15 protein-coding genes are annotated in these 21,363 nt (G+C 70.2%); 9 read left to right on the forward strand and 6 right to left on the reverse strand.

Going from position 1 to position 21,363, the window contains the following annotated elements; genetic code table 11:
* Window positions 1–46 precede the first annotated feature (46 nt).
* From NR798_RS25435 to NR798_RS25450, 4 genes are all read left to right on the forward strand, one after another.
* Window positions 47–1,735: an ABC1 kinase family protein gene (locus NR798_RS25435; RefSeq protein WP_375765080.1), complete on the forward strand. Its 1,689-nt coding sequence runs from the start codon at window positions 47–49 to the stop codon at window positions 1,733–1,735.
* Between the two features lie 86 nt (window positions 1,736–1,821).
* A complete protein-coding gene (locus tag NR798_RS25440; protein WP_375765081.1) occupies window positions 1,822–2,058 on the forward strand; it encodes a hypothetical protein in 237 nt (78 codons plus the stop codon).
* Window positions 2,059–2,184: 126 nt separating this feature from the next.
* A complete protein-coding gene (locus NR798_RS25445) occupies window positions 2,185–4,065 on the forward strand; it encodes a M4 family metallopeptidase (RefSeq protein WP_375765082.1) in 1,881 nt (626 codons plus the stop codon).
* Window positions 4,066–4,259: 194 nt separating this feature from the next.
* A complete protein-coding gene (locus NR798_RS25450; protein ID WP_375765083.1) occupies window positions 4,260–6,158 on the forward strand; it encodes a M4 family metallopeptidase in 1,899 nt (632 codons plus the stop codon).
* A gap of 118 nt (window positions 6,159–6,276) precedes the next feature.
* Here the strand turns inward: NR798_RS25450 and NR798_RS25455 are convergent, their stop codons facing one another.
* The 4 genes from NR798_RS25455 to NR798_RS25470 all read right to left on the reverse strand — a co-directional run bounded on the left by NR798_RS25455 (window position 6,277) and on the right by NR798_RS25470 (window position 13,579).
* Complete coding sequence (locus NR798_RS25455; RefSeq protein WP_375765084.1) at window positions 6,277–7,899, reverse strand: DUF2330 domain-containing protein; 1,623 nt, start codon at window positions 7,897–7,899, stop codon at window positions 6,277–6,279.
* Between the two features lie 131 nt (window positions 7,900–8,030).
* Window positions 8,031–11,168 carry an efflux RND transporter permease subunit gene (locus NR798_RS25460; protein ID WP_375765085.1) on the reverse strand — a complete coding sequence of 1,046 codons (3,138 nt, stop codon included), beginning with the start codon at window positions 11,166–11,168 and terminating at the stop codon, window positions 8,031–8,033.
* Window positions 11,165–12,361, reverse strand: coding sequence for an efflux RND transporter periplasmic adaptor subunit (locus NR798_RS25465; protein WP_375765086.1), 1,197 nt, complete (start codon window positions 12,359–12,361; stop codon window positions 11,165–11,167). Before NR798_RS25465 ends, NR798_RS25460 begins: the two co-directional genes overlap by 4 nt.
* 6 nt (window positions 12,362–12,367) lie before the next feature.
* Complete coding sequence (locus NR798_RS25470; RefSeq protein WP_375765087.1) at window positions 12,368–13,579, reverse strand: TolC family protein; 1,212 nt, start codon at window positions 13,577–13,579, stop codon at window positions 12,368–12,370.
* A gap of 428 nt (window positions 13,580–14,007) precedes the next feature.
* Here NR798_RS25470 and NR798_RS25475 point away from each other — a divergent pair, with 428 nt between their 5' ends.
* The 4 genes from NR798_RS25475 (at window position 14,008) to NR798_RS25490 (ending at window position 18,509) form a co-directional block, all read left to right on the forward strand.
* Entirely contained in the window at window positions 14,008–15,855 is a 1,848-nt protein-coding gene (locus tag NR798_RS25475; protein ID WP_375765088.1) for a MopE-related protein, read from the forward strand.
* A gap of 12 nt (window positions 15,856–15,867) precedes the next feature.
* On the forward strand, window positions 15,868–16,566 hold the full coding sequence (locus NR798_RS25480) for an ABC transporter ATP-binding protein (RefSeq protein WP_375765089.1): 699 nt from the start codon (window positions 15,868–15,870) through the stop codon (window positions 16,564–16,566).
* Window positions 16,563–17,339, forward strand: a complete 777-nt coding sequence (locus NR798_RS25485; protein WP_375765090.1) for an MlaE family ABC transporter permease — start codon at window positions 16,563–16,565, stop codon at window positions 17,337–17,339. Before NR798_RS25480 ends, NR798_RS25485 begins: the two co-directional genes overlap by 4 nt.
* A 108-nt stretch (window positions 17,340–17,447) precedes the next feature.
* Window positions 17,448–18,509: an SDR family oxidoreductase gene (locus NR798_RS25490; protein ID WP_375765091.1), complete on the forward strand. Its 1,062-nt coding sequence runs from the start codon at window positions 17,448–17,450 to the stop codon at window positions 18,507–18,509.
* Window positions 18,510–18,517: 8 nt separating this feature from the next.
* Here NR798_RS25490 and NR798_RS25495 read toward each other — a convergent pair whose 3' ends face one another.
* Window positions 18,518–19,252 (reverse strand): alpha/beta hydrolase family protein, encoded by a 735-nt coding sequence (locus NR798_RS25495; protein ID WP_375765092.1) that lies wholly within the window; start codon window positions 19,250–19,252, stop codon window positions 18,518–18,520.
* A gap of 21 nt (window positions 19,253–19,273) precedes the next feature.
* Window positions 19,274–20,440, reverse strand: a complete 1,167-nt coding sequence (locus tag NR798_RS25500; protein ID WP_375765093.1) for a phage capsid protein — start codon at window positions 20,438–20,440, stop codon at window positions 19,274–19,276.
* A 174-nt stretch (window positions 20,441–20,614) separates the two neighbouring features.
* Here NR798_RS25500 and NR798_RS25505 point away from each other — a divergent pair, with 174 nt between their 5' ends.
* Window positions 20,615–21,358 carry an MlaE family ABC transporter permease gene (locus NR798_RS25505; RefSeq protein ID WP_375765094.1) on the forward strand — a complete coding sequence of 248 codons (744 nt, stop codon included), beginning with the start codon at window positions 20,615–20,617 and terminating at the stop codon, window positions 21,356–21,358.
* The last annotated feature ends 5 nt before the right edge of the window (window positions 21,359–21,363 follow it).

A 21,363-nucleotide genomic window follows, 5' to 3' on the forward strand; every position in this document is an offset into this window, starting at 1 on the left:
TTGGGGTTTGCGGGCGGCGCGGGGCCGTGGAAAGGTGCCGGCCACCGTGCTCCTCCAGGATTTGAACCGCGTCCGGCAGATTGGGGTCATCGCAGCGCGCCACGGCTTCGGCGAGTGGCTGGAGCGCGCGGGCGTGTGGCGCCAGCTCGGGCGGCGGGAGAAGGTGGAGGTGTCCCCCGAGGCCCAGCGCGCCTCCACCGCGCGCCGCTTCCGGATGCTGCTCAATGACCTCGGCCCCACCTTCGTGAAGCTGGGGCAGATCCTCTCCACGCGCGCGGACCTGCTGCCCGCCGAGTACATCGAGGAGCTGTCCACGCTGCAGGATCACGTGGAGCCCTTCCCGCTGGAGGACGTGTACGCGCAGATCCGCGGCTCGCTGGGCAGCGAGGCCGACGCGCTCTTCAAGCAGATCGATCCCCAGCCGCTGGCGGCCGCCTCCATCGCCCAGGTGCACCGCGCGGTGACGCTGGAGGGCGAGGAGGTGGTGGTGAAGGTGCAGCGGCCGGGCATCTCCGAGCGCATCGACTCGGACCTGGTGGTGCTGCGCTCGCTGGCGAGGCTGCTGGAGGCGGTGGTGGAGGAGACGGGCATCTACTCGCCCACCGGCATCGTCGACGAGTTCGACCGGGCCATCCACGAGGAGCTGGACTTCGTGCACGAGGCCTCGAACATCCGGGCCTTCCTCGAGAACAACCGCAACCGGCCGTACATGAAGATTCCGCGGGTGTACGACGCGCTCAGCAGCCGCACGGTGCTGACGATGGAGTTCGTGCGCGGGGTGAAGATCAGCCAGGCGGAGCTGTCACCCGAGGACCGGCGGGAGGTGGCGGGCCACATCCTGGACGCGAGCTTCCGGCAGCTCTTCGAGGACGGGCTGTTCCACGGCGACCCCCACCCGGGCAACCTCCTGGTGCTGGAGGGCAACCGGCTGGCGCTGCTGGACTTCGGCGTGGTGGGCCGCCTGTCGCGCGCCATGCAGGAGACGCTGGTGATGCTCGCGCTGGCCGTGGCGCTCAAGGACAGCGACTCGGTGGCGCGCATCCTCTACCGGGTGGGCGTGCCGGACGCGCGGGCCAACCTGGTGGGCTTCCGCAACGACATTGAAGGACTGCTCGGCAGGCACCTGCCCATGACGCTCGGCCAGGTGGACGCGCGCAGCCTCATGCGCGAGCTGTTGGACCTGGCGGTGAAGTACCGCATCCGCATCCCCAAGGAGTACGCACTGCTGAGCCGGGCCTCGGTGTCCACCGAGGGCATGCTGCGCAGCCTCTACCCGGACCTGAACATCCTCGAGGTGGCCATGCCCTACGCCAAGGAGCTCCTGGCGGACCGGTATGACCCCAGCCAGCTCCAGGGCGGGCTGATGCGCACGCTCCTGCGCTTCCAGTCGCTGGCGCAGGATCTGCCCACGCAGCTGTCGCAGATATTGCTGGACCTGGAGTCGGGGAAGTTCAGCGTGACGGTGCGGGCCGAGCAGTTCGACAAGCTGAACGACAACCTGCGCAGCGCGGCCATCGTGATGTTCATGGGCCTGTGCGCATGCGGACTCATCGTCGGGGCCTTCATCTCGTTCGCGCAGACGCCGTGGCAGTACCACGGCCTGCCGGTGCTGGGCCTGATGGGCATTGCCCTGTCGGCGGCGATCTTCGGCGCCGTCTTCACCTGGTACCTGTTCGGCCGACGCTTCGGGAAGGTGAGCGTCAGCCGCTGGCTGTCGAAGAAGCGCCGCCCGTGAGCCATCCCACCCTGAAGGGTGGCCCCGGCAGGTGACGCCCCAGGTGGTCCTTCAAAGGCGCGGCCCCTTCTGGTTGAAGCGGGGGCGTGCTCATCCTCCCCCGATTCTACGCGACCTCCACCACGGCCCGGCTCGAGACCCGGGCGCGGCAGCTCGGCCTGCGTCTGGGCATCTCCTATGGCGAGGGCGATCGCTGCGATCGCTACTTCATCGTCTCGGTGAACGGAAAGAAGCTGGAGCGCATGGTGCCGCTCGGGTGGACGGGGACCGAGGCCGAGGAGGCCCTGGTGCAGTACGCCAAGGATGTCCACTCCGCGAAGTGACCCCTCCCGGCCCCGGAAGTGTTCGGCAGTCAACATTGCCGGTCTTTCCATTGATTCCGGGCCTGACGGATCTTCATGCTCCCCCACCTCGGCGGCACCCCGCCGCCTGTCAGGGGGAATCACTGAATGCGTACCCGGATGCTCGCAGCCTGCCTCTCGCTCGCGCTCACCGCCTGTGGCACTGAATCCGCTGAACCCTCCGCCGACGTCGCCTCCACCGAGGACGTGCGGGCCGCGCTCGCCGCCCTGCCCTCGGCCCAGGTGGTTGGCGCTCACGAGGACGGCGTCCCGTACATGATCCGCGGCCAGTTCGGCGCGTCGGCCACGTCGCTCCGGGGCCTCTCGGCCGCCGAGGCCCACGCCCAGGTCAGCACCGCCCTGGCCCGCATCACGCCCGTCTTCCGGCTCGATGCCGCGGACCTCGTCGTGCGCCGGCTCACCCAGGACGAGCAGGGCCACACGCACATCCGCTATGCGCAGATGAAGAACGGGCTGCCCGTCGTCGGCCATGAGCTGATCGTCCACGTGGACGAGAACGGCAACGTCTACTCCGCCAACGGCTCGGCCCGCGATGGCGAGTCCGTCCCCTCCCGCGCCCGCATCTCCGGCGAGGCCGCCAGGACCGCCGCCCTGGACAACACCGTGGGCCGCCACATCGCCACCGAGGGCGATGCCCGCCTGCTGTACGTCCGCTCCGAGAAGGACAACCGCCTGAAGCTGGCCTACGAGGTCGTCGTCACGGGCGAGGGCGTGGACCAGCCCATCCGCGACCACGTCTACGTCAACGCCCTGACCGGCGCCGTGGAGCTGGTCACCTCGGACATCCACTCGGCGCTCTACCGGATCATCTCCTCGGGCACCGCGGGCAACGTGGTCCGCCGCGAGGGAGAGGCCCCCACCGGCGACGCCGTCGTGGATGGCACCTACGACAACCTCGGCCTCACCTACAACTGCTACTCCCAGAACTTCGGCCGTGACTCGTACAACAACGCGGGCGCGCAGCTGAAGGCCATCGTCCACTACAGCACCAACTACACCAACGCCTACTGGGACGGCACCCAGATGGTGTACGGCGACAGCGATGGCGTGCAGTCCGCGCCGCTCGGCCTGTCCCTGGACGTGACGGTGCACGAGCTGACGCACGCGGTGACCCAGTACGAGTCCAACCTCACCTACTCCAACGAGTCCGGCGCCCTCAACGAGGGCATGAGCGACATCTTCGCCGCCTATTGCGAGGCCTGGACGCAGGGCTGGGTGGTGGACGCGAGCGTGTGGATGATCGGCGATGACGTGTGGACGCCGGCCACCGCGGGCGACGCGCTCCGCTACATGAACAACCCCACGCTGGATGGCTCGTCCAAGGACTACTACCCCACGCGCTACACGGGCACGTCCGACAACGGCGGCGTGCACTGGAACTCGGGCATCGCCAACCTGGCCTTCTACCTGCTCAGCCAGGGCGGCACCCACCCGCGCGGCGTGACCACCACCAACGTGACGGGCATCGGCATCCAGAAGGCCGGCGCCATCTTCTACCGCGCCAACCGCGACCTGATGACGGCCTCCACCACCTTCGCCCAGGCGAAGACGTACACCGAGCAGGCCGCGACGGCCCTCGGCTACACCACGGCCGAGGTCGCCTCCGTGTCGGCCGCCTGGACGGCCGTGGGCGTGGGCTCCTCGACGCCTCCGCCTCCCGCCACCGCGCTGACCAACGGCGTGGCCCTGACCAGCCAGTCGGCCTCCACGGGCACCGAGAAGCACTACTACCTGGATGTCCCGGCCGGCCGCGCCTCCTCCTTCGTGTCCAGCCTCGGCACGGGTGACGCGGACCTGTACGTGCGGATCGGCGCGACGCCCACCACCACCTCGTACACCTGCCGCCCGTACCTGGCCGGCAACAACGAGACGTGCAACATCGCGGCGCAGAGCACCAACCAGCGCATGTACCTCATGCTCCGCGCCTACAGCACCTTCTCGGGCGTGTCGATCAAGGGCACGTACTGAGCCCTGCTTCGCTGACTCCAGCGTGAGCTGAAGCGGCCTCCGGGAGCACACCTCCCGGGGGCTTCCTTTTTTCGCCGGAGCCCCGAGCCGCCGCCTCGAAGACAGATTCCGTTTTCGCATTGATTCCGGGCCTGACGGGCCTTCATGCTCTCTCCCTCGGCGGCACCCCGCCGCCAACCAGGGGGAATTACCGCATGCGTACCCGGATGCTCGCAGCCTGCCTCTCGCTCGCGCTCACTGCCTGTGACACCGAATCCGTTGACCCCTCCGCGGAGCTCGGCTCCACCGAGGATGTGCGGGCCGCGCTCGCCGCCCTGCCCTCGGCCCAGGTGGTTGGCACTCACGAGGACGGCGTCCCGTACATGATTCGCGGACGGTTCGGCGCGTCGGGCAGCTCTCTCCGGGGCCTCTCGGCCGCCGAGGCCCACGCCCAGGTGAGCACCGCCCTGGCCCGCCTCACCCCCGTGTTCCGGCTCGATGCCGCGGACCTCGTCGTGCGCCGGCTCACCCAGGATGAGCAGGGCCACACGCACATCCGCTATGAGCAGACGAAGAACGGGCTGCCCGTCATCGGCCACGAGCTCGTCGTCCACGTGGATGAGAACGGCAACGTCTACGCCGCCAACGGTTCGGCCCGCGATGGTGAGTCTGTCCCCTTCCAGGCCCGCATCGCTCCCGAGGCCGCCCGCGTCGCGGCGCTCGAGTCCACCCCGGGCACCGTCCACGCCGAGGAGGCCCCGCGCCTCGTCTACGTCCGCTCCAGCGCGGAGGGCCGGCTGAAGCTCGTCTTCGAGGTCGTCGTGACGGGTGCGGACGCGGATGAGCCCATCCGCGATCACGTCTTCGTCAACGCGCTGACCGGCGCCATCGAGGAGCGCACCTCGGACATCCACCACGCGCGCAACCGCCGGGTCTATTCGGCCAACAACAGCACCACGCTGCCGGGAACCCTCCGGCTCAGCGAGGGCGGTATCACCACGGGCGATCCCGTCGTGAACCAAGCCTACGCCAACCTCGGCACCTTCTATGATTGCTTCATGGCCAACTTCAACCGCGACTCGTACAACAGCGCCGGGGCGACGCTGACGGCCACCGTGCACTACAGCACCAACTACGTAGGCGCCTTCTGGGATGGCACCCAGATGGTGTGCGGCGACGGAGACGGCATCAACTCGGGCCCGCTGTGCAGCGACCTGGACTTCGTCATCCACGAGTACGCCCACGCCATCACCAGTTCCGAGTCCAACCTCACCTACGCCAACGAGTCCGGCGCGCTCAACGAGGGTATCAGCGACGTCTCCGCCGCCTACTGCGAGAGCTGGAGCACGGCCTGGTCCATGAGCGCGGACGTCTTCAAGATTGGCGAGGACTCGTGGACTCCGGCCACCGCGGGTGACGCGATCCGCTACATGTGCGACCCGGCACTGGATGGCTCGTCGAAGGACTACTACCCCGATCGCTACGTGGGCACCTCCGACAACGGCGGCGTGCACTGGAACTCGGGCATCGCCAACCTGGCCTTCTGCCTGCTGAGCAAGGGCGGCACGCACCCGCGCGGCAAGAGCACCACCGTCGTGCCCTCGGGCACCGGCGTGCAGAAGGCCGGCGCCATCTTCTACAAGGCCAACACGGACTTCATGACGGCCAGCACCACCTTCGCCCAGGCGAAGACCTATACCGAGCAGGCGGCCGCGCTGCTCTACGGCTCGGGCTCGGCGGCGCAGACCGCCGTCACCAAGGCCTGGGAGGCCGTGGGCGTGGGCATCCCGGTGACTCCCGCTCCGGCCACCGCGCTGACCAACGGCGTGGCCCTCACCGGCCAGGCGGGCGCCACGGGCTCGCAGAAGTTCTACTACCTGGACGTCCCGGCGGGCCTGGCGGTGTCCTTCGTCATGAGCGGCGGCACGGGCGACGCGGACCTGTACGTGAAGTTCGGCTCGCAGCCGACCACCACCTCGTACGGCTGCCGCCCGTACATCAGCGGCAACAACGAGACGTGCAACATGACCGCGCAGCCCACCACCGGCCGCTACCACGTCATGCTCAACGGCTACAGCACCTACTCGGGCGTCTCGATCAAGGGCACGTACTGAGCGTCGTCCCGCTGCGTCCCGTGTGAATGGAAGAGGCCCCCGGGAGCACACCTCCCGGGGGCCTCTTCGTTCAATGGGGAAGACCCTCACCCCCACCCTCTCCCAGAGGGAGAGGGAGCTAGCGGCGGCGGCGCAGGCTCCACGCGCCGAACACCAGGGTCAGCAGGGCCACCGAGCCCGCGTCCGTGGCACCACAACCGCACCCCTGCGCGGCGAGCCCACCGCCCAGCCCCTGGATGACTCCCAGGATGACGGGGCTGTTGTCCTGGATGACGGTGGGCGCGCCCACGTCGCTGTACTGCTCCACGCGCTCGGCGCTCGGACCCTGGTTGATGGGCTGGTTGAACTTCGTGATGAAGAAGCGTCCATCCGGCAGCTCGATGCGCACCTCGCGCTTGGAGAGGTCCTCCTGGCACGTCTGGAAGCGGGCCTTCGCGGTGAAGACGTTGGAGACGTCCGGCGCGTCCGAGTTGAAGTCGAAGTCCGGATCCACCGTCATCTCCTGGGCGGACATGGTGGTGTAGAGGCGCGTGAGGTACGGGTGGGCGTTGAGCAGGGAGATGGCCCCCTGCAGCGGCTGCACCACCTGCGTCTCCAGCTCCTGCGCGAAGCCCTGTGCATCGAAGGCCGGCCGCCCCGGATCCGCGTCGATGTCGGACCGGTAGCTCCACATGAAGTTGTAGAACTGGGACTCCGGCACGCGCGACACGAGCGAGGCCGGCATGGGAATGTACTTGCGCAGCAGGCCCTGCACCGCCGTGTCTCCCAGGAAGCCCTGGTAGAGCATCTGCTGGGTGAAGTCCACCGGGTGCGCGATGGCCGAGAGCGCAGCGGTGTCATAGTTGCGGCCGAAGCTCTGCGCGAAGTTCTGCGCGAACGCCGTGGCGCTCCCGGCGTACTCGGTGAGGAACGCGCGGCCTCCCGCCTCGTCCACCGCCGCCGTGGCCACCGCCGGGTAGTTGCGGCCGCCCCCGATCCAGTCCACGCGCGTGGGGTTGATGAGGACGTGCCGGTAGTTCAGCGGGATGGCGCGCTTGTCCGCCAGCACATAGGAGATGATGGGCATGTCCGGGCGCGCCGCGATGGCCGTGAGCCGGATGGGCACGCAGGGCCGGGTGCCCTCGAACTTCAGCACGATGGGCCGCAGATCCCCCACGTCCTTGTCCTGCTGCAGCTTGAGCGCCACGAAGTAGTAGCCGTTGCCCACGTACGGGGCGAGCGCCTCGCCGGCCGCCTCGGGGATGTCGTAACCGTTGGTGGTCAGCCACTCGCGCAGCGCCACCGCGTCGTCCGCGGTGAGGGTGGCCGCGTCATAGGGCCCCACGTCCTCACGCGCCACCACCACGACACCGCCGTCCCCGCCCGCCGAACCCGGGGCGCCGTCCTCCATGGGCGGCGAGAAGATGGGCCCCGGGAAGAGGGGCTGGCACGACGGCTCCCACTGGAGCTGGAAGCGCGGCTGCGTCACCTGATCCAGGTACGTGAAGAGCTGCGCCGACCCGAGGCTCAGCGAGGTGGGCTTCGTCTGCACCGGCACCACCCAGGCGAACTTCTCCGCCGCTCCCTGGTACTGAATCTGGATGTGGGCCTCGACCGAGTTGCCGCTCACGCCGAAGACGATGCGCTCGCCGGCCTGATCGATGGGCGTCTGGGAACAGAAGAAACCACCGCACGCCTCGGCCCTGGGCGCGGACAGCAACCCAACGGCCACCAGCGCGCCGAACACCACCGCGTGACGCATGCATACCCCCTTCGAGGAAAACGCGGAGGCTAGTGCAAGCGGCCTGCCGGACGTCAACCCCGCGACATCCGGGGAGTCGGGAGACGCGAGCCCCTCGGAAATCCACGAGGGGCCCGCGAATCCTCGGGGGTTCAGCTCCCGGCGAGCCGGGGCTTGTCCGCCTCGGCGACGGGCGAGGACACGCCACCGGAGCCGGCGTCATGCTCGTCCGAGTCCCCGGAGCCACCGCGCAGCCGGGCCAACCGCGCCTTCATCCGGTCCGCCACCACGTAGAAGGCGGGCACCACCAGCAGGCTGAGCACGGTAGACACGGAGAGGCCTCCCAGCACGGCCACGGACATGGGAGCGCGCGTCTCACTGCCCGCGCCCAGCGCCAGCACCGCGGGCACCGCCGCCATCATCGTGGCCAGCGACGTCATGAGGATGGGCCGCAGGCGCACCGGCCCCGCCCGCTGCATGGCCTCCACCGCGTTCGCGCCCTGCTCGCGCTGCAGCAGCGCGTAGTCCACCAGGATGATGGAGTTCTTCTTCACGATGCCCATCAGCAGCAGCAGGCCGATCATGCTGAAGATGTTGAGCGTCGTGTTGGTGCCCCACATGGCGAAGGCCGCGCCCGCCACCGACAGCGGGAGGATGGTGAGCACCGTGATGGGGTGGAGGAACGAGTTGAACTGCGAGGCCAGCACCATGTAGGCCACCCCGATGCCCAGGAAGAGGGCGAAGAGGAGGCTGTCCATGGACTCCTTGAAGGCCACGCTGGAGCCGCCGAACACCACGCGCGTGCCGCCGGGCAGCTCCTTCGCCAGCCGCTGCACCGTCTCCATCGCATCCTGCTGCGTCGTGCCGGGGGCCACGTTGGCGAAGATGCTGATGGCGCGCTCACGGTCCTTGCGCGTGATGGCCTGGAGGGCCGGACGCTCCTCCTGCGTCACCAGCGCGGAGAGCGGCACCAGCTCGCTGGAGCCGGTGCGCACCTTCAACATCGACAGGTCCTCCGGCCGCGAGCGCTGATCCTTCATGAGGCGCAGCCGCACGTCGATGCGGCGCCCGCCGGTGCTGTACTTGCCCACGCGCACCCCGCCCACCAGGGCGTTGAGGGTGGAGCCCACGTCCTGCATGGACACGCCCAGGTCCGCGGCGCGCGCCCGGTCCGGCGTGATGCGCAGCTCCGGCATGCCCACCTGGTAGTCCGTGTCCACGTCCACCACCTTGCCGCTCGCCTGGAGCTTCTCGCGCATGTCCGTGCTGGACTCGATGAGCCGCTCCCAATCCGAGCCGCGCACGCTGAACTCCACCGGGAAGCCGCGCGAGCCGGTGAAGCCGCTCTGCGACAGGTCCATCACCACCGCGCGCAGGCCCGGGTACGAGTTGAACTCCTTGCGCAGCACCTGGTTGAACTCGGACATCGGCATGCGCTGGTCCGGGGGCACCAGGGTGACGAAGAGCATGCCGCCGTTCACCCCGCCACCACCGCCGCCCACCACCGCGAACAGGCGATTCACCTCGGGCCGGTTGCGCAGGAACTCCTCGGCCCGCAGGAAGATGCGGTTCGTTTCATCCACCGTGCTGCCCACCGCCGTCTGCATGCGGATCATCACACGGCCCTGATCCTGCGAGGGCACGAACTCGCTCGACAGGCTCTTGAAGGCGAAGCCGGACAGCGCCAGCAGCGCCAGCGCGCCGCCCAGCACCCACCAGGGCCGCTTCAGCGCCTTGGCCAGCACCCTGCCGTAGTGGTGCTCCAGCCAGGTGAAGGCCCGGTCCACCAGCAGGCCCACCTTGCTGCGGCCCTCGCGGCCCGTCTTCAGCAGCTGCGCGCACCGCGCTGGCGCCAGGGTGATGGCCTCCACGTAGGACAGCAGCACCGCCACGCACAGCGTCACGCCGAACTGGAGGAAGAACTTGCCGATGACCCCCTTCATGAAGATGACGGGGATGAAGATGGCCACCACCGCCAGCGTGGCCGCCAGGGCCGCGAAGGTGATCTCCTTCGTGCCCTCGCTCGCCGCCTTGACCCGGTGCTTCCCCTCCTCCGCGTGCCGGAAGATGTTCTCCATCACCATGATGGCGTCATCCACCACGATGCCCACCGCCAGCGACAGGCCCAGCAGCGTGAAGGTGTTGAGGGTGAAGCCCAGGAAGTAGATGACCGCCACCGTGCCCAGCAGCGACATGGGGATGGCGAGGATCACGTTGAACGTGCTGGAGAGCGAGCCAAGGAACGCCCAGCACACCAGCGCCGTCAGGAGGCACGCCAGCAGCAGCTCGAACTCGATCTCGTGGACGCTCTCCTCGATGAACCGGGTGGAGTCGAAGTTGATGCCCACCTCCAGCCCCGGGGGCGCGTCCTTCTGCACCTCGGCCAGCTTGGCGCGCACGCCCTGGGCCACCTCCACCGCGTTGGCGCCGCGCTGCTTGCGGATGCCGAGGCCCTGAGCGGGCTGGCCATCCACGCGGGCGATTCGGCGCTCGTCCTCGAAGCCGTCCTCCACCAGCGCCACGTCGGACAGGTAGATGGGCGAGCCGTTGCCCTCGCGAATCACCAGGTGGCGCAGCGTCTCCAGGTCCAACGCCTCGCCCATGACGCGGACGTTGACCTCGCGGCCCGCCGTCTCGATGCGGCCCGCGGGCAGCTCCACGTGCTCCCGCTGCAGCGCGGCGATGACGTCGGACACGGTGAGCCCGCGCGCGTCCAGCTTCTGCCCGTCCACCCAGATGCGCACGTTGCGATCCAGCGAGCCACCCAGCGACACCTCGCCCACGCCCGGCACCGTCTGCAGCGACTCCTTCAGCCGGTAGCGGGCGAAGTCGGAGATGAACTGCCGCGAGAAGGGCCCGGACACGCCCACCTGCACGATGGGGTTGTCCTCGGGGTTGCTCTTGGAGATGACCGGCGGATCCACGTCCCGCGGCAGCCGGTTCTGCGCCTGGCTCACCTTGGACGTCACGTCCTGCAGCGCCCTGTCCACGTCGATGGACAGATCCAACTCCACGGAGATGCCGCCACCGCCCTGGCTCGCGCGCGAGGTGATGGCCTTGACACCCTCCACCTGCATCACCGCTTCCTCGAGCGGCTCGATGATGTCCGTCTCCACCGCCTCCGGCGAGGCCCCTTCCCAGCTCACGTTGACGCTGATGACGGGGTAGTCCACGTCCGGGAACTGGCTGATGCCGATGCGCCCGGCCGCCACCAGTCCGAAGACGATGGTCGCCGCCATCAGCATCCAGGCGAAGACGGGCTTCTTGATGCAGACGTCCGTGATGCTCATGGAGCCGCGCCTCCCGTGCTCGCGTCCGCTTCCTTGCGCGGCTCACCGGTGAAGGCGGGCCTGGCTCCCTCGGCGACGCGCACCCCGGCGCCGTCCTTGAGCGCCTCGCCCCCGCGCACCACCAGCTGCTCGCCGGGCTTCAGGCCCTCGCGCACCTCCACGAGCCCGTCCGCCGTGCGCAGGCCCAGCTCCACCACGCGCTCGCGCGCCTTGCCGTCCTGCACCACGAAGGCCAGGAAGCCGCGCTCGCTGGGGCGCACCGCCGTCTGGGGGATGACTGGAGCCTCCTTCGACGTCTCCACCGGCACCGTCACCGTGGCGAACACCCCCGGCCGCAACGCCTTGGCCTCCTCGCCGCGCACCTCCGCCGTCACCTTTACCATCCGGCTGGCGGAATCCGCCGCGTCCGCCACGTAGCTGATCTTCCCCGTGTACGTGCGCGAGTCCGAGCGCACCGTGAAGCGCGCCGGCATCCCCGGCTTCAGCCGCGCCACGTCCGACTCGGGCACGGCGAAGCGCAGGAGCAGCGGATCCCGCCGCAGCAGCGTGGCCAGCACCGTGCCCGGCTGCACGTACTGCCCCGTCTGCACCGTGCGCGTCTGCAGCACCCCTTCCATGGGCGCCTTCACGTACGCGTCCCGCAGGTTCAGCTCGGCCTGATCCACCGCCGCCCTCGCCGCGCTCGCATCCGCCGCGGCGGTGCGCGCCCGGGCCTCGGCCGTGTCGATCTGCTCGGCCGGCAGCAGCCCCGGCCTCGCCTCGTTGGCCGCCGTGCGCCGCCCCGCCGCCGCCTCCGCCTCGGCCTTCGACGCCTGCGCCTTCTCCAGCGCCGCCTGCGCCGAGCGCACCGCGATGCTGTAGCGCGTGGGCTCGATCTCCGCGAGCACCTCGCCCTTCTTCACCGACTGGCCTTCCATGAAGCGCACCTGCTCCACCACGCCCGCGACGCGCGCGGTGATCTGCACCTGCTCGAAGGCCTCCACCGAGCCCACCGCCGACACGACGTACTCCACGTCGCGCGACTCCACGGCCCGCACCTCCACGGGGAACTGGATGGGCCCGCGGCCCCCAGGGCCTCCGCCCTTCCCGCCGCCCTTGCCCCCACCCTGCGCCGCCGGAGCACTGCCCGCCGGCTTGCCACACCCCGTCCCCAGGGCGAGCGCCATGCCCAGAGCCATTGTCACCACACGCATCTTCACCTACGGCTCCTTCCCCAGTGGATCGAGTCCCACGGCGGCCCGCAGCTCCAGGAGCGCGGACCCCAATGCATAGCGAGCCCGGGCCAGCGCCACCTCGGCCTCGAACTGCCTCACCTGCGCATCGCTCAACGCCAGGGAGGACGCAATCCCCTGACGGTAGAGGATGCTCGTCTCCTCCGCGTTCTGGCGGGCGGCGTCGAAGGCCACCTGCCCCCGGTTCAGCTGGGCCTGGGCGGTGCGCAGCGCCACGTTCGCCCGGTCCACGGACACGTCCACCCGCCGCGTCCGCGCCGCCACGTCCAGCTCCTGGATACGCACCAGGGCGAGCCGCTCCCGGCGCTCCGCGTAGCGCTCGCCCCCGTCGAAGAGCGACCAGCCGAGGTTCACCGAGACGAAGGCATTCCAGTTGCGGCCCGAGAGGCCCGCCTCGTTGGTGAGGCTGTACACCCCGGAGGCCGACAGCGTGGGGAACAGCCGCGCCAGGGGCTCTCGCGCGAGCGCCTGCTGCTGCTCCACCCGCAGCTTCGCGGAGAGGAGGTCCGGACGGCGCTCGAGGGCGTCCTCGGCCAGCACCGTGAAGCTCTCCACGGGCCGCGAGGCCTCGCCCAGCAGCGTCTCGGGCGCCGCCAGCGGGCCCTCCACCGGCGCCACCAGCAGGTAGCCCAGCTCCAACCGGCTCGTCTCGGCCTGACCCACCGCGTCAGCGAGCTCCGCCTCCGCGGTGGCCACGTCCAACTGCGCGCGCGTCACGTCGTTGGTGCTGGCCAGGCCAGCCTGGGCCCGGGCCTTCGCATCCTCGAGCGACTGCTTCGCGAAAGCGAGCCGGCGCTCGGCGGCCTGGGCCACCTGCTGCAGGCCCAGCGTGGACAGGAAGGCGGTGGCGGCCTGGAAGGACACCTGCCGGCGCGCCTCCACCGCGTCCAGCTTCGTCGCCTCCCGGTCGCGGCTCGCCGCCTGGAGCAGCGGAAAGCCGCGCGCATCGAACAGGGGCACGCTGGCCGTGGCATTGCCGGACAGCGCGTTGCGCGTCTGGATCACCACCTCCTCGTCCCCCACCCGGCGCACCACCTCCTGCAGGCGGCGCGTATAGGTGGCGCTGACGTTGAGCCTCGGCAGGAAGAAGGCACGGGCGCGGGCCACCCGCGCCTCGGCGGCCTCGGAGCGGGCCTGGGCCGTCAGCGCGGACTCGTTGCGCTCGGCCGCCAGCGACACCGCGCGCTCCAGCGTCAGCGGCTCCCCCGAAGTCTCAGGCCCCGGGGCGGACGAGGTCCCGGCTCCAGGCCCCGGGACGGGCTGCTGCTCCTGCGCGCGCGCTTCGGGCACACATAGGGCGAGCCAGGCGCACACGGGGACGACAACGGCGGAACGGATCACATGCATGGTCGAGCGAAGGGAGATGTTCCGGGACGAGATGGGACGACAGGCCCTATTTCTTATTCAAAGGACCCGAGCAAGCACCGTCACGGGAACCCACCTCTCTGGACGCTGCATCGCACATCGGGCTAATGGGGAGAAGGACGAAGACTTTTCGAGTGGGGCGCGGCGCGCCCGGGAATGCCCGAACGATGCGTTTATTCCTGCTGGTGTTGGGAATGGTGGCGCTGTGCGGTTGTCGCGGGGAGGAGGCCGGTGCGGGCGCCGTGCGTGTGGAAATCTTCTACGCCACGTTCCACCCCGGCTGCCTGACTGTGACGGCACTGGACGAAGCGGATGTGAGCCGCACCGAGACGCAGCAACTCACGGTGGAGGATCGCACCAGCGACGCCAAGACGGTGGCGGTGTTCCGCAAGCCGGACTGGAGCCGCCGCCTGCAGGTGCTCGCCAGCGCGCACGAGGGCTCGTGCTCGGGGCCGGTGGTGGCCACGAGCTCGCGGACGGTGGAAGTCCCCACCAGCGGCACCACGGCGGTGTACCTGGATCTGCGCGCGGAGGACCTGGACGCGGACGGCTTCGTCGCGGCGAGCGCGTCCGGCAAGGGCACGGACTGCGATGACACCGACGCCGCCGTGCACCCCGGGGCCCCGGAGACGTGCGACGGCAAGGACAGCAACTGCTCCGGCGACGAGGAGGACGCCACCGGCAAGCGCGGCTACTACGTGGACGCGGACGGCGACGGGCACGGAGACCTCTCCCGGGTGGTGATGGCCTGCACGCGGCCCGCGGGCACGGCGCTGGAGCCCGGGGACTGCGACGACACCGACGCCACGGTGCACCCGGCCGCGTTCGAGCTGCGCTGCGACGGGAAGGACGACAACTGCAACGGCAGCGAGGACGAGCAGTTCCTCCTGGGCTCCGCGTGCAAGACGGAGCTCGGCTGCGCGGGCACGCGGGTGTGCGGCGAGGGTGGCTCCGGCGTGGCATGCGACAGCGCGGAGACGCCGGTGACGTGGTACGCGGACGGAGACGGAGACGGGCGCGCCGGCACGGTGGCGGCCCTGTCCTGCGAGGCGCCCGCGGGCGCGAAGTCCGTCGCGGATGACTGCGATGACACCTCGCGCTTCCGCGGCGGCACCGAGGTGTGCGACCGGCTGGACAACGACTGCGACGGCCTCGCCGACGAGGGGGGCGTCTGCGCGACGAGCGCCTGGACGACGCGGACCCTCTGGACCACGGCGTGGGAGGCGGTGACGACGTACGCGCCGGGGAAGGCGTGGCTCGCGGGCGCGGACGGCTGGCTCGCGCACGTGAGCGGCTCCTCGGTGACGGACGCCACGGGGGTGTGCGGTACCTCGAGTGACTGGAAGGCGGCCTGGGCGAGGCCGAGCGACGGGCGCGTCTTCGTCGGCACGGCGCTGGGCACGCTCGCCACCGCCCTGCCCGACAGCTCCGGTTGCACCATGGGCCTGGTGAGCGGAGTGCCGGGCACCGTCACCGGGATCGTCGGCTTCGAGCGGAGCGGCACCACCACGGTGTACGCGGTGACGAGCAGCGGCCACGTGGTGCGCTGGGAGTGGCGGGAGACGTCGAGCGGCGCCCCGATGGTGGTGGATCAGCTGGCGGCGAACCTGCGGAGCGTGCACGGCCTGGGCCCGGACACACTGCTGGCCGTGGGGGCCGAGGACTTCCGGCCCGGCGGCGTCCCCCTGCCCCGCGCCTTCCGCTTCCTCGCGTTCGCGGATCAGTGGATTCGCGAGGAGCTGCCCGAGGGCCTGGACACGGTCTACCTGCGCGGCGTTTCCGTGGTGGACGGGGCGCTGGCCTACGCGGTGGGCGATGACGGCCTGGTGCTCGAGCGCAAGGAGGGCACGTGGCGCAAGCTGCCGTCCCCCGCGGGCGCGCCGGATCTGCTGGACGTGGCGGCCTTCCACCCCAGCGCCGTCTACGTGCTCTCCAACAAGAGCGGCACGTTCCTCCACCGCTTCGACGGCACGGCCTGGAGCGAGCCCTACCCGCAGAGCCACGTGCTCCTGTCGCTCGATGCCATCAGCCCCCGGGAGCAGTGGGCCGCGGGACAGGGTGGTGCACTGGTGCGCTGGGGCGCGCCCTGAGCCCGGGGTGACATGGAGCTGCGCGCGGACAGGCTGTCGATCCGGCAGGGCGGACGGTTTCTCCTTCAGGAGGTGACGTGCTCCCTTCCGCCCGGCAGCCGGGTGCTCGTCCTCGGGCGCTCGGGCGCGGGCAAGACGGCGCTGCTCAAGGCCCTCGCGGGGCTGGTGACTCCGGCCAGCGGACAGGTGCTCTGGAATGGCGAGGACGTGGCCCGGATGGCGCCCGCGGAGAAGCGCGCGCGCCAGGCGGCGTTCGGCATGGTGTTCCAGACGGATGCGCTGTTCGACTCGCTGACGGTGCGCCGCAACGTGCTGCTGCCCCTGGAGCGCCGGCGGGTACCTCGCGAGGAGGCGGAGGCGCGCGCGGACGAGGTGCTGCGCGCGGTGGGCCTCGCGGAGGCCGCGGACACCCTGCCCGAGCGGCTGTCCGGAGGCATGCGCAAGCGGGCCGGCATCGCGCGGGCGCTGGCGGCGAGCCCCTCGGTGCTGCTGGCGGACGATCCCTTCGCGGGGTTGGATCCAGGCACGGCGCGGCAGGTGGCGCGGGTGCTGCTGGAGGTGGCTGGGAGTGGCTCGCTGGTGGTCGCCGCGCCCGAGGTGCCGCCGGAGCTCCCCCTCCCCCGCTGGCTGTACCTGCGCGAGGGACGGCTCGTCCACGACGGCCCACCAGCCCCCGAGGTGGAGACGCGGACGGACGAGGCGCTCGCATGACGGCGGCGCTGACGTGGCTCGGACAGGAGACGCTGGGCGCGGTGCGCGGCGTGGGGACGGTGGCGCTGGTGCTGGCGCGCACGGTGCTGGGGCTGGCGCGGATGGATCGCCGCGAGCTGCTGCGCGGGCTGGTGCAGTTCGGCTGGGGCTCGCTGCCCCTGGCACTGGCGACGGCGGCGCTGACGGGGGCGACGGTGGTGGTGCAGACGTCGCTGTACGTGGAGCGCTTCGGGGCGAGGGCGATCCTCGGATGGGCGGCGGGGTACGCGGTGCTGTGGGAGTTCGGCCCGCTGCTGCTGGGGCTGGTGATGGCGGCGCGGCTGGGGGCGCGCAACGCGGCGGAGCTGGCGACGATGCAGGTGGGCGGTCAGCTCGAGGGCCTGCGCGGAATTGGATTGGATCCGTTCGCGGTGCTGGTGGCGCCGCGCGTGGTGGCGATGACGGTGAGCGTGGCGAGCCTGTCCGCCCTCACCTTCCTGGTGGCGGTGCTGTTCGAGGCGGTGGCGGCCTTCTTCACGCTGGGGCTGCCGGTGCGGGCCTTCTTCGGCAGCTTCGAGCAGATGCTGCACGCGACGGACGTGGTGGGCGGCATGGTGAAGGCGAGCGCCTTCGGGTTGGCGATTGCCCTGGTGTCCACGGCGGTGGGGCTGAGAGCCCGCGGGGGCGCGCGGGCAGTGGGCCAGGCGGCGGCGGGCGCGGTGGTGCACGGGTGCGGCGCCATCTTCCTGCTGGATTTCCTGCTCACCACCACGCTGGCCATGTGGCTGAGCTGAATCCGGCTGTTGGCCGTTCATCAGTGGCTCGGTGCTCCACGTGAATGGCGGCGGCCGGTCCGGCGGAGCGGTACAGTCCGCGGCCTCTTGCGCGCGAGGGAGGCGAGAATGACGGCGAAGCACACGGCGCTGGTGCTCGGTGCCAGCGGCATCATCGGACGCAACCTGCTCGAGTATCTGGATCAGCGGGAGGCCTGGAAGGTGAAGGCCATTGCCCGGCGCGCGCCAGGCTTCGAGACGAAGGCGGACCTGCGCTCCATCGATCTGCTCAACCCGGAGGCCATCGCGGCGGCGTCCGATTGGCTGAAGGACGTCACGCACATCTTCTACGCCGCGTATCAGGAGCACCCCAACACCGCCGACCAGTCGAAATACAACGTCGGCATGCTGAGGAATATCGTCGAGGCGGTGGAGAAGGCCGCGGGCGGGTTCCGCCACATCACCTTCATCCAGGGCGGCAAGGCGTACGGCGCGCACCTGGGGATGTACAAGACGCCGGCGAAGGAGACGGACCCCCGGCACTTCGGGCCGAACTTCTACTACGGCCAGGAGGACTACCTGCGCGACGCCTCGAAAGGCAAGCGCTGGAGCTGGACCTCCCTGCGTCCCGACATCGTCTTCGGCTTCGCGGTCGGCAACCCGATGAACCTCGGCAACCTGATCGCCGTCTATGCGTCACTGTGCAAGGAGCTCGGCATCCCGCTGCGCTTTCCCGGGAGCCCCAAGGCCTGGTCCATCCTCGCCAACGTCACCGACGCCACCCTCTTCGCGAAGGCCATGGAATGGGCCGCACTCAACGAGGCGTGCTACGGCGAGATCTTCAACATCACCAACGGGGACGTGTTCCGCTGGAGCCAGATCTTCCCCAAGGTCGCCGAGTCCTTCGGCATCGCCTGCGTCGAGCCCCAGACCTTCTCGCTCACCGAGGCCATGCAGGACAAGGCGGAGGTCTGGGAGCGGATGGTGCGCAAACACGGCCTCGCGCAGCACTCCCTGAAGGAGCTCGCCACCTGGCCGTTCGGCGACTTCATCTTCAACGTCGAGAACGATGCCTTCTTCGACGTGAACAAGGCCCGCCGCTTCGGCTTCCACGAGATGCACCTCGATACGGGCGAGGAGCTCGTGAAGCTGATGAACCGCCTCAAGGCCAGGAAGATCATTCCGGCCTGAAGGCCCGGTCACTCCCCGTAGAGGTTCCGCCGCAGGAAGCCGAGCGACCTGCGCCAGGCATCGTCCCAATCCTCCTGGCGCATCATGTGATCCGACTCCGGGTACTCGTAGTGCTCGACGTGCAACCCGGGATGCCACGCCCAGACGGTCCGGGCGAAGTCGCGGGCCCAGTGCGGCGGGACGATGCCGTCCCGTCCCGCGTTGATCAGGAACACCGGGTGGCGCGCGCAGTCCCACGGACGGTGGACCGGTGCGTGGTGCATCAGCTCGCGGATCTCCTCGGTGATGGGCCCCTCGCGGGGAGTCCAGTCCGGCGAGCCGAGGATGGACACGGTGGCGCGCACCCGCGAGTCATTGGCCGCCACGGTCAGCGCCGTGTACGCGCCGAACGAGATGCCCGCGAGCCCGATCGGCCCGTGGCCCTCGGCAACCACATGGTCGATGACCCGTGAGACATCGTGGGCCGCCTCGCGGATGGCGTGGAGCAGGCGGGCATGGGACTCGGGCGGACCGAGCCCCGCCATCTCATCGAGCCACGCATCGCGCCGGGCCCCATGGTGCGGAGCGTCCACGCCCACGGCGCTCATGCCCCAGGTGGCGACCGCGTTCAGCTCTCCGCGCTGGGTATCGGCGTTCGCGCCGAGCCCGTGCAGGACGAGCACCGCCGGTCCGGGCCGGGGCTCGTCGTGCACCTTGAGCACGGGGATGCGTCCATCCACGAAGAAGCGGTATTCGCCGGGCATGGACGGAGTCTAAGGCCGGGCTCACGGCCTGCGCATCACGCGCTGGTTTCCGGCGAACGCATCGATGGTCACGATGACGTCATTGAGGCTCCGCTCGAAGAGGCCGGGCACATAGTTCCGGATGCTCCCGGTCCAGATGGCGCTCGTGCCCGACCAGGTCTCGAAGTTCGTGGTCGTGCTGACGTACCCGACGTGGCACTGCCGCTGATCCGGGGGCGTGCTCGCGAGATCGGGCGTCGTGCCCTTGTCCTCGTCGGTGCAGAAGGCGACGCCCACGGGGCCATTTCCCACGCGGATGGCGTAGGGCGCGTAGGCGTTGTAGCGCCGCCCGCTGCCCGAGTGGATGAACGACCGGTAGACGGTGCGGCGCAGCGAGTAGTCCCAGGTCCTCCCGCCGTCCCACGACTGGATGGAATTGACGACGTTGGCGCGGACACCCCCCGTCGTGAAGGGCTCGACCCCCTCGTTGACGACCATGAGGCGATCTCCGCCGAGCTGCACCACCGTGGGCATTCCCTCGCGGGACACCGCTCCGGCCGCCGTCTCCCGCGACACGGTGACGACGCCGTACGCGGTCCACGGGCCGGTCTTCCCGTTGCGGCCCTGCATCGCGATCCACTGGTGGCCGGGATAGCCCTTCGCCGCGGCCAGCTCCTCGGAGTCGTAATAGACTTGGAGGTCACCATTGCCGCGGATGAAGAGGAACGGCGCGCCGACGAAGCGGGAGACGGGCCCGACGACGGTGCTGTCGTAGACCCAGCCGCTGCCGTCGTTGTCGCTCCGGGTGACGGTGACGCGGAACTGCCCGTTGCTGTACTCGCGGAAGGCGCAGAAGATGGTCGTCGTCCCGGGGACGCGGAGCATCGTCACGTCACCGAAATCAACGGCCGCGTTGTTGGCCACGGAGCCGTAGCGGAACCAGCTCACGCCGTTGTTGCTGCTCGCCCAGACCTCGATCTCATGTCCATTGCTGCGCGGGCCGAGCAGCCACCCATCCGAGCGACGGATGATGCTGCGGATCGGCGCCGGGCCGCTGGCCTGGAGGACGGTCCAGTTCGCCCCCGACAGCGCTTCTTCGCTCTGTGCGACGGGCTCGGGGGAACCGCTGGCGTCCTCGGCGGGACCGCACGCGGCGAGGGACGTGGTGAGGATGACGGAGACGGCCAAGACTCCAAACCGCTGGTTCATGACTCCTGCCTTCTGGGAGGGCTGCGGGGTTGCTCAGTCGACTAGCACTGAATTCTCGGGATTCAATGAAAAGACGGTCCAACCGCGCCACCGTCCCAGAAAAGGATCTCCTCCCGCTCGCGGACCAATGCTTTCGAGGGTTTGCGCGGGGCTGGTAGCATCCCGGCCCCCTTCATGAACCCCCTGGCCTTCATCGGAGCCCCGGCCTTGATGCTCGCGCGCACGGTGCGGGCGAGCGTGCGCCACGGGCTGTCTTGGCGCGAGTGCCTGCACCAGCTGTACGAGACGGGCACGCGCAGCATGTGGCTGGTGATGTCGGGGATGGGCTTCTTCGGGGCAGTGCTGGTGACGTTCGCGGACAGCCAGGCGCGCAAGGTGACGGGGAACCTGCCGGTGGTGGGCCCGCCCTACTTCGAGCTGCTGGTGCGCGAGTTCGGCCCGGTGGTGTCGGCGCTGCTGGCGGCGGCGCGCGGCGGGGCGAGCCACAGCGCGGAGCTGTCCACCATGAGCGTCAACGAGCAGGTGGAGGCGCTGGAGATGTCGGCGGGGGACCCGTACGCGGACCTGGTGGCGCCGAGGGTGGTGGCGGGGCTGGTGGGGGTGCCGCTGCTGTGCATCGTGGGGACGATGGCGGCGACGCTGTCGGCGGTGGCCACGGCGAGCTGGGCCTTCGGGGTGGACGGAACGGCCTTCATGGACGCGCGCTTCGTGGACGGCTGGGACGTGCTGGCGGGGCTGGCGAAGGGGGTGGGCTGCGGCCTCTACATTCCGCTGGCGGCGGCGGTGGCGGGCCTGTCCGCACGCGGAGGCGCCGAGGCGGTGGGCGAGGCCACCACGCGCGGGGTGGTGGCGGCGTGCTTCGGCTGCCTGCTGATCGCCTTCGTGGTGGCGCTCGGCTTCCAGGCGCTGGGGGTGTGAGCGGG

The sequence above is a fragment of the Archangium gephyra genome, assembly GCF_042230915.1.
Taxonomy (GTDB): domain Bacteria; phylum Myxococcota; class Myxococcia; order Myxococcales; family Myxococcaceae; genus Archangium; species Archangium gephyra_B.

Coding starts and splice junctions, on each gene's coding strand:
- NR798_RS25450 (WP_375765083.1), top strand. CDS start 4,260: ATGCGTACCCGGATGCTCGCAGCCTGCCTCTCGCTCGCGCTCACTGCC.
- NR798_RS25495 (WP_375765092.1), bottom strand. CDS start 19,252: ATGCCCGGCGAATACCGCTTCTTCGTGGATGGACGCATCCCCGTGCTC.
- NR798_RS25465 (WP_375765086.1), bottom strand. CDS start 12,361: ATGCGTGTGGTGACAATGGCTCTGGGCATGGCGCTCGCCCTGGGGACG.
- NR798_RS25460 (WP_375765085.1), bottom strand. CDS start 11,168: ATGAGCATCACGGACGTCTGCATCAAGAAGCCCGTCTTCGCCTGGATG.
- NR798_RS25485 (WP_375765090.1), top strand. CDS start 16,563: ATGACGGCGGCGCTGACGTGGCTCGGACAGGAGACGCTGGGCGCGGTG.
- NR798_RS25455 (WP_375765084.1), bottom strand. CDS start 7,899: ATGCGTCACGCGGTGGTGTTCGGCGCGCTGGTGGCCGTTGGGTTGCTG.
- NR798_RS25505 (WP_375765094.1), top strand. CDS start 20,615: ATGAACCCCCTGGCCTTCATCGGAGCCCCGGCCTTGATGCTCGCGCGC.
- NR798_RS25500 (WP_375765093.1), bottom strand. CDS start 20,440: ATGAACCAGCGGTTTGGAGTCTTGGCCGTCTCCGTCATCCTCACCACG.
- NR798_RS25490 (WP_375765091.1), top strand. CDS start 17,448: ATGACGGCGAAGCACACGGCGCTGGTGCTCGGTGCCAGCGGCATCATC.
- NR798_RS25480 (WP_375765089.1), top strand. CDS start 15,868: ATGGAGCTGCGCGCGGACAGGCTGTCGATCCGGCAGGGCGGACGGTTT.
- NR798_RS25445 (WP_375765082.1), top strand. CDS start 2,185: ATGCGTACCCGGATGCTCGCAGCCTGCCTCTCGCTCGCGCTCACCGCC.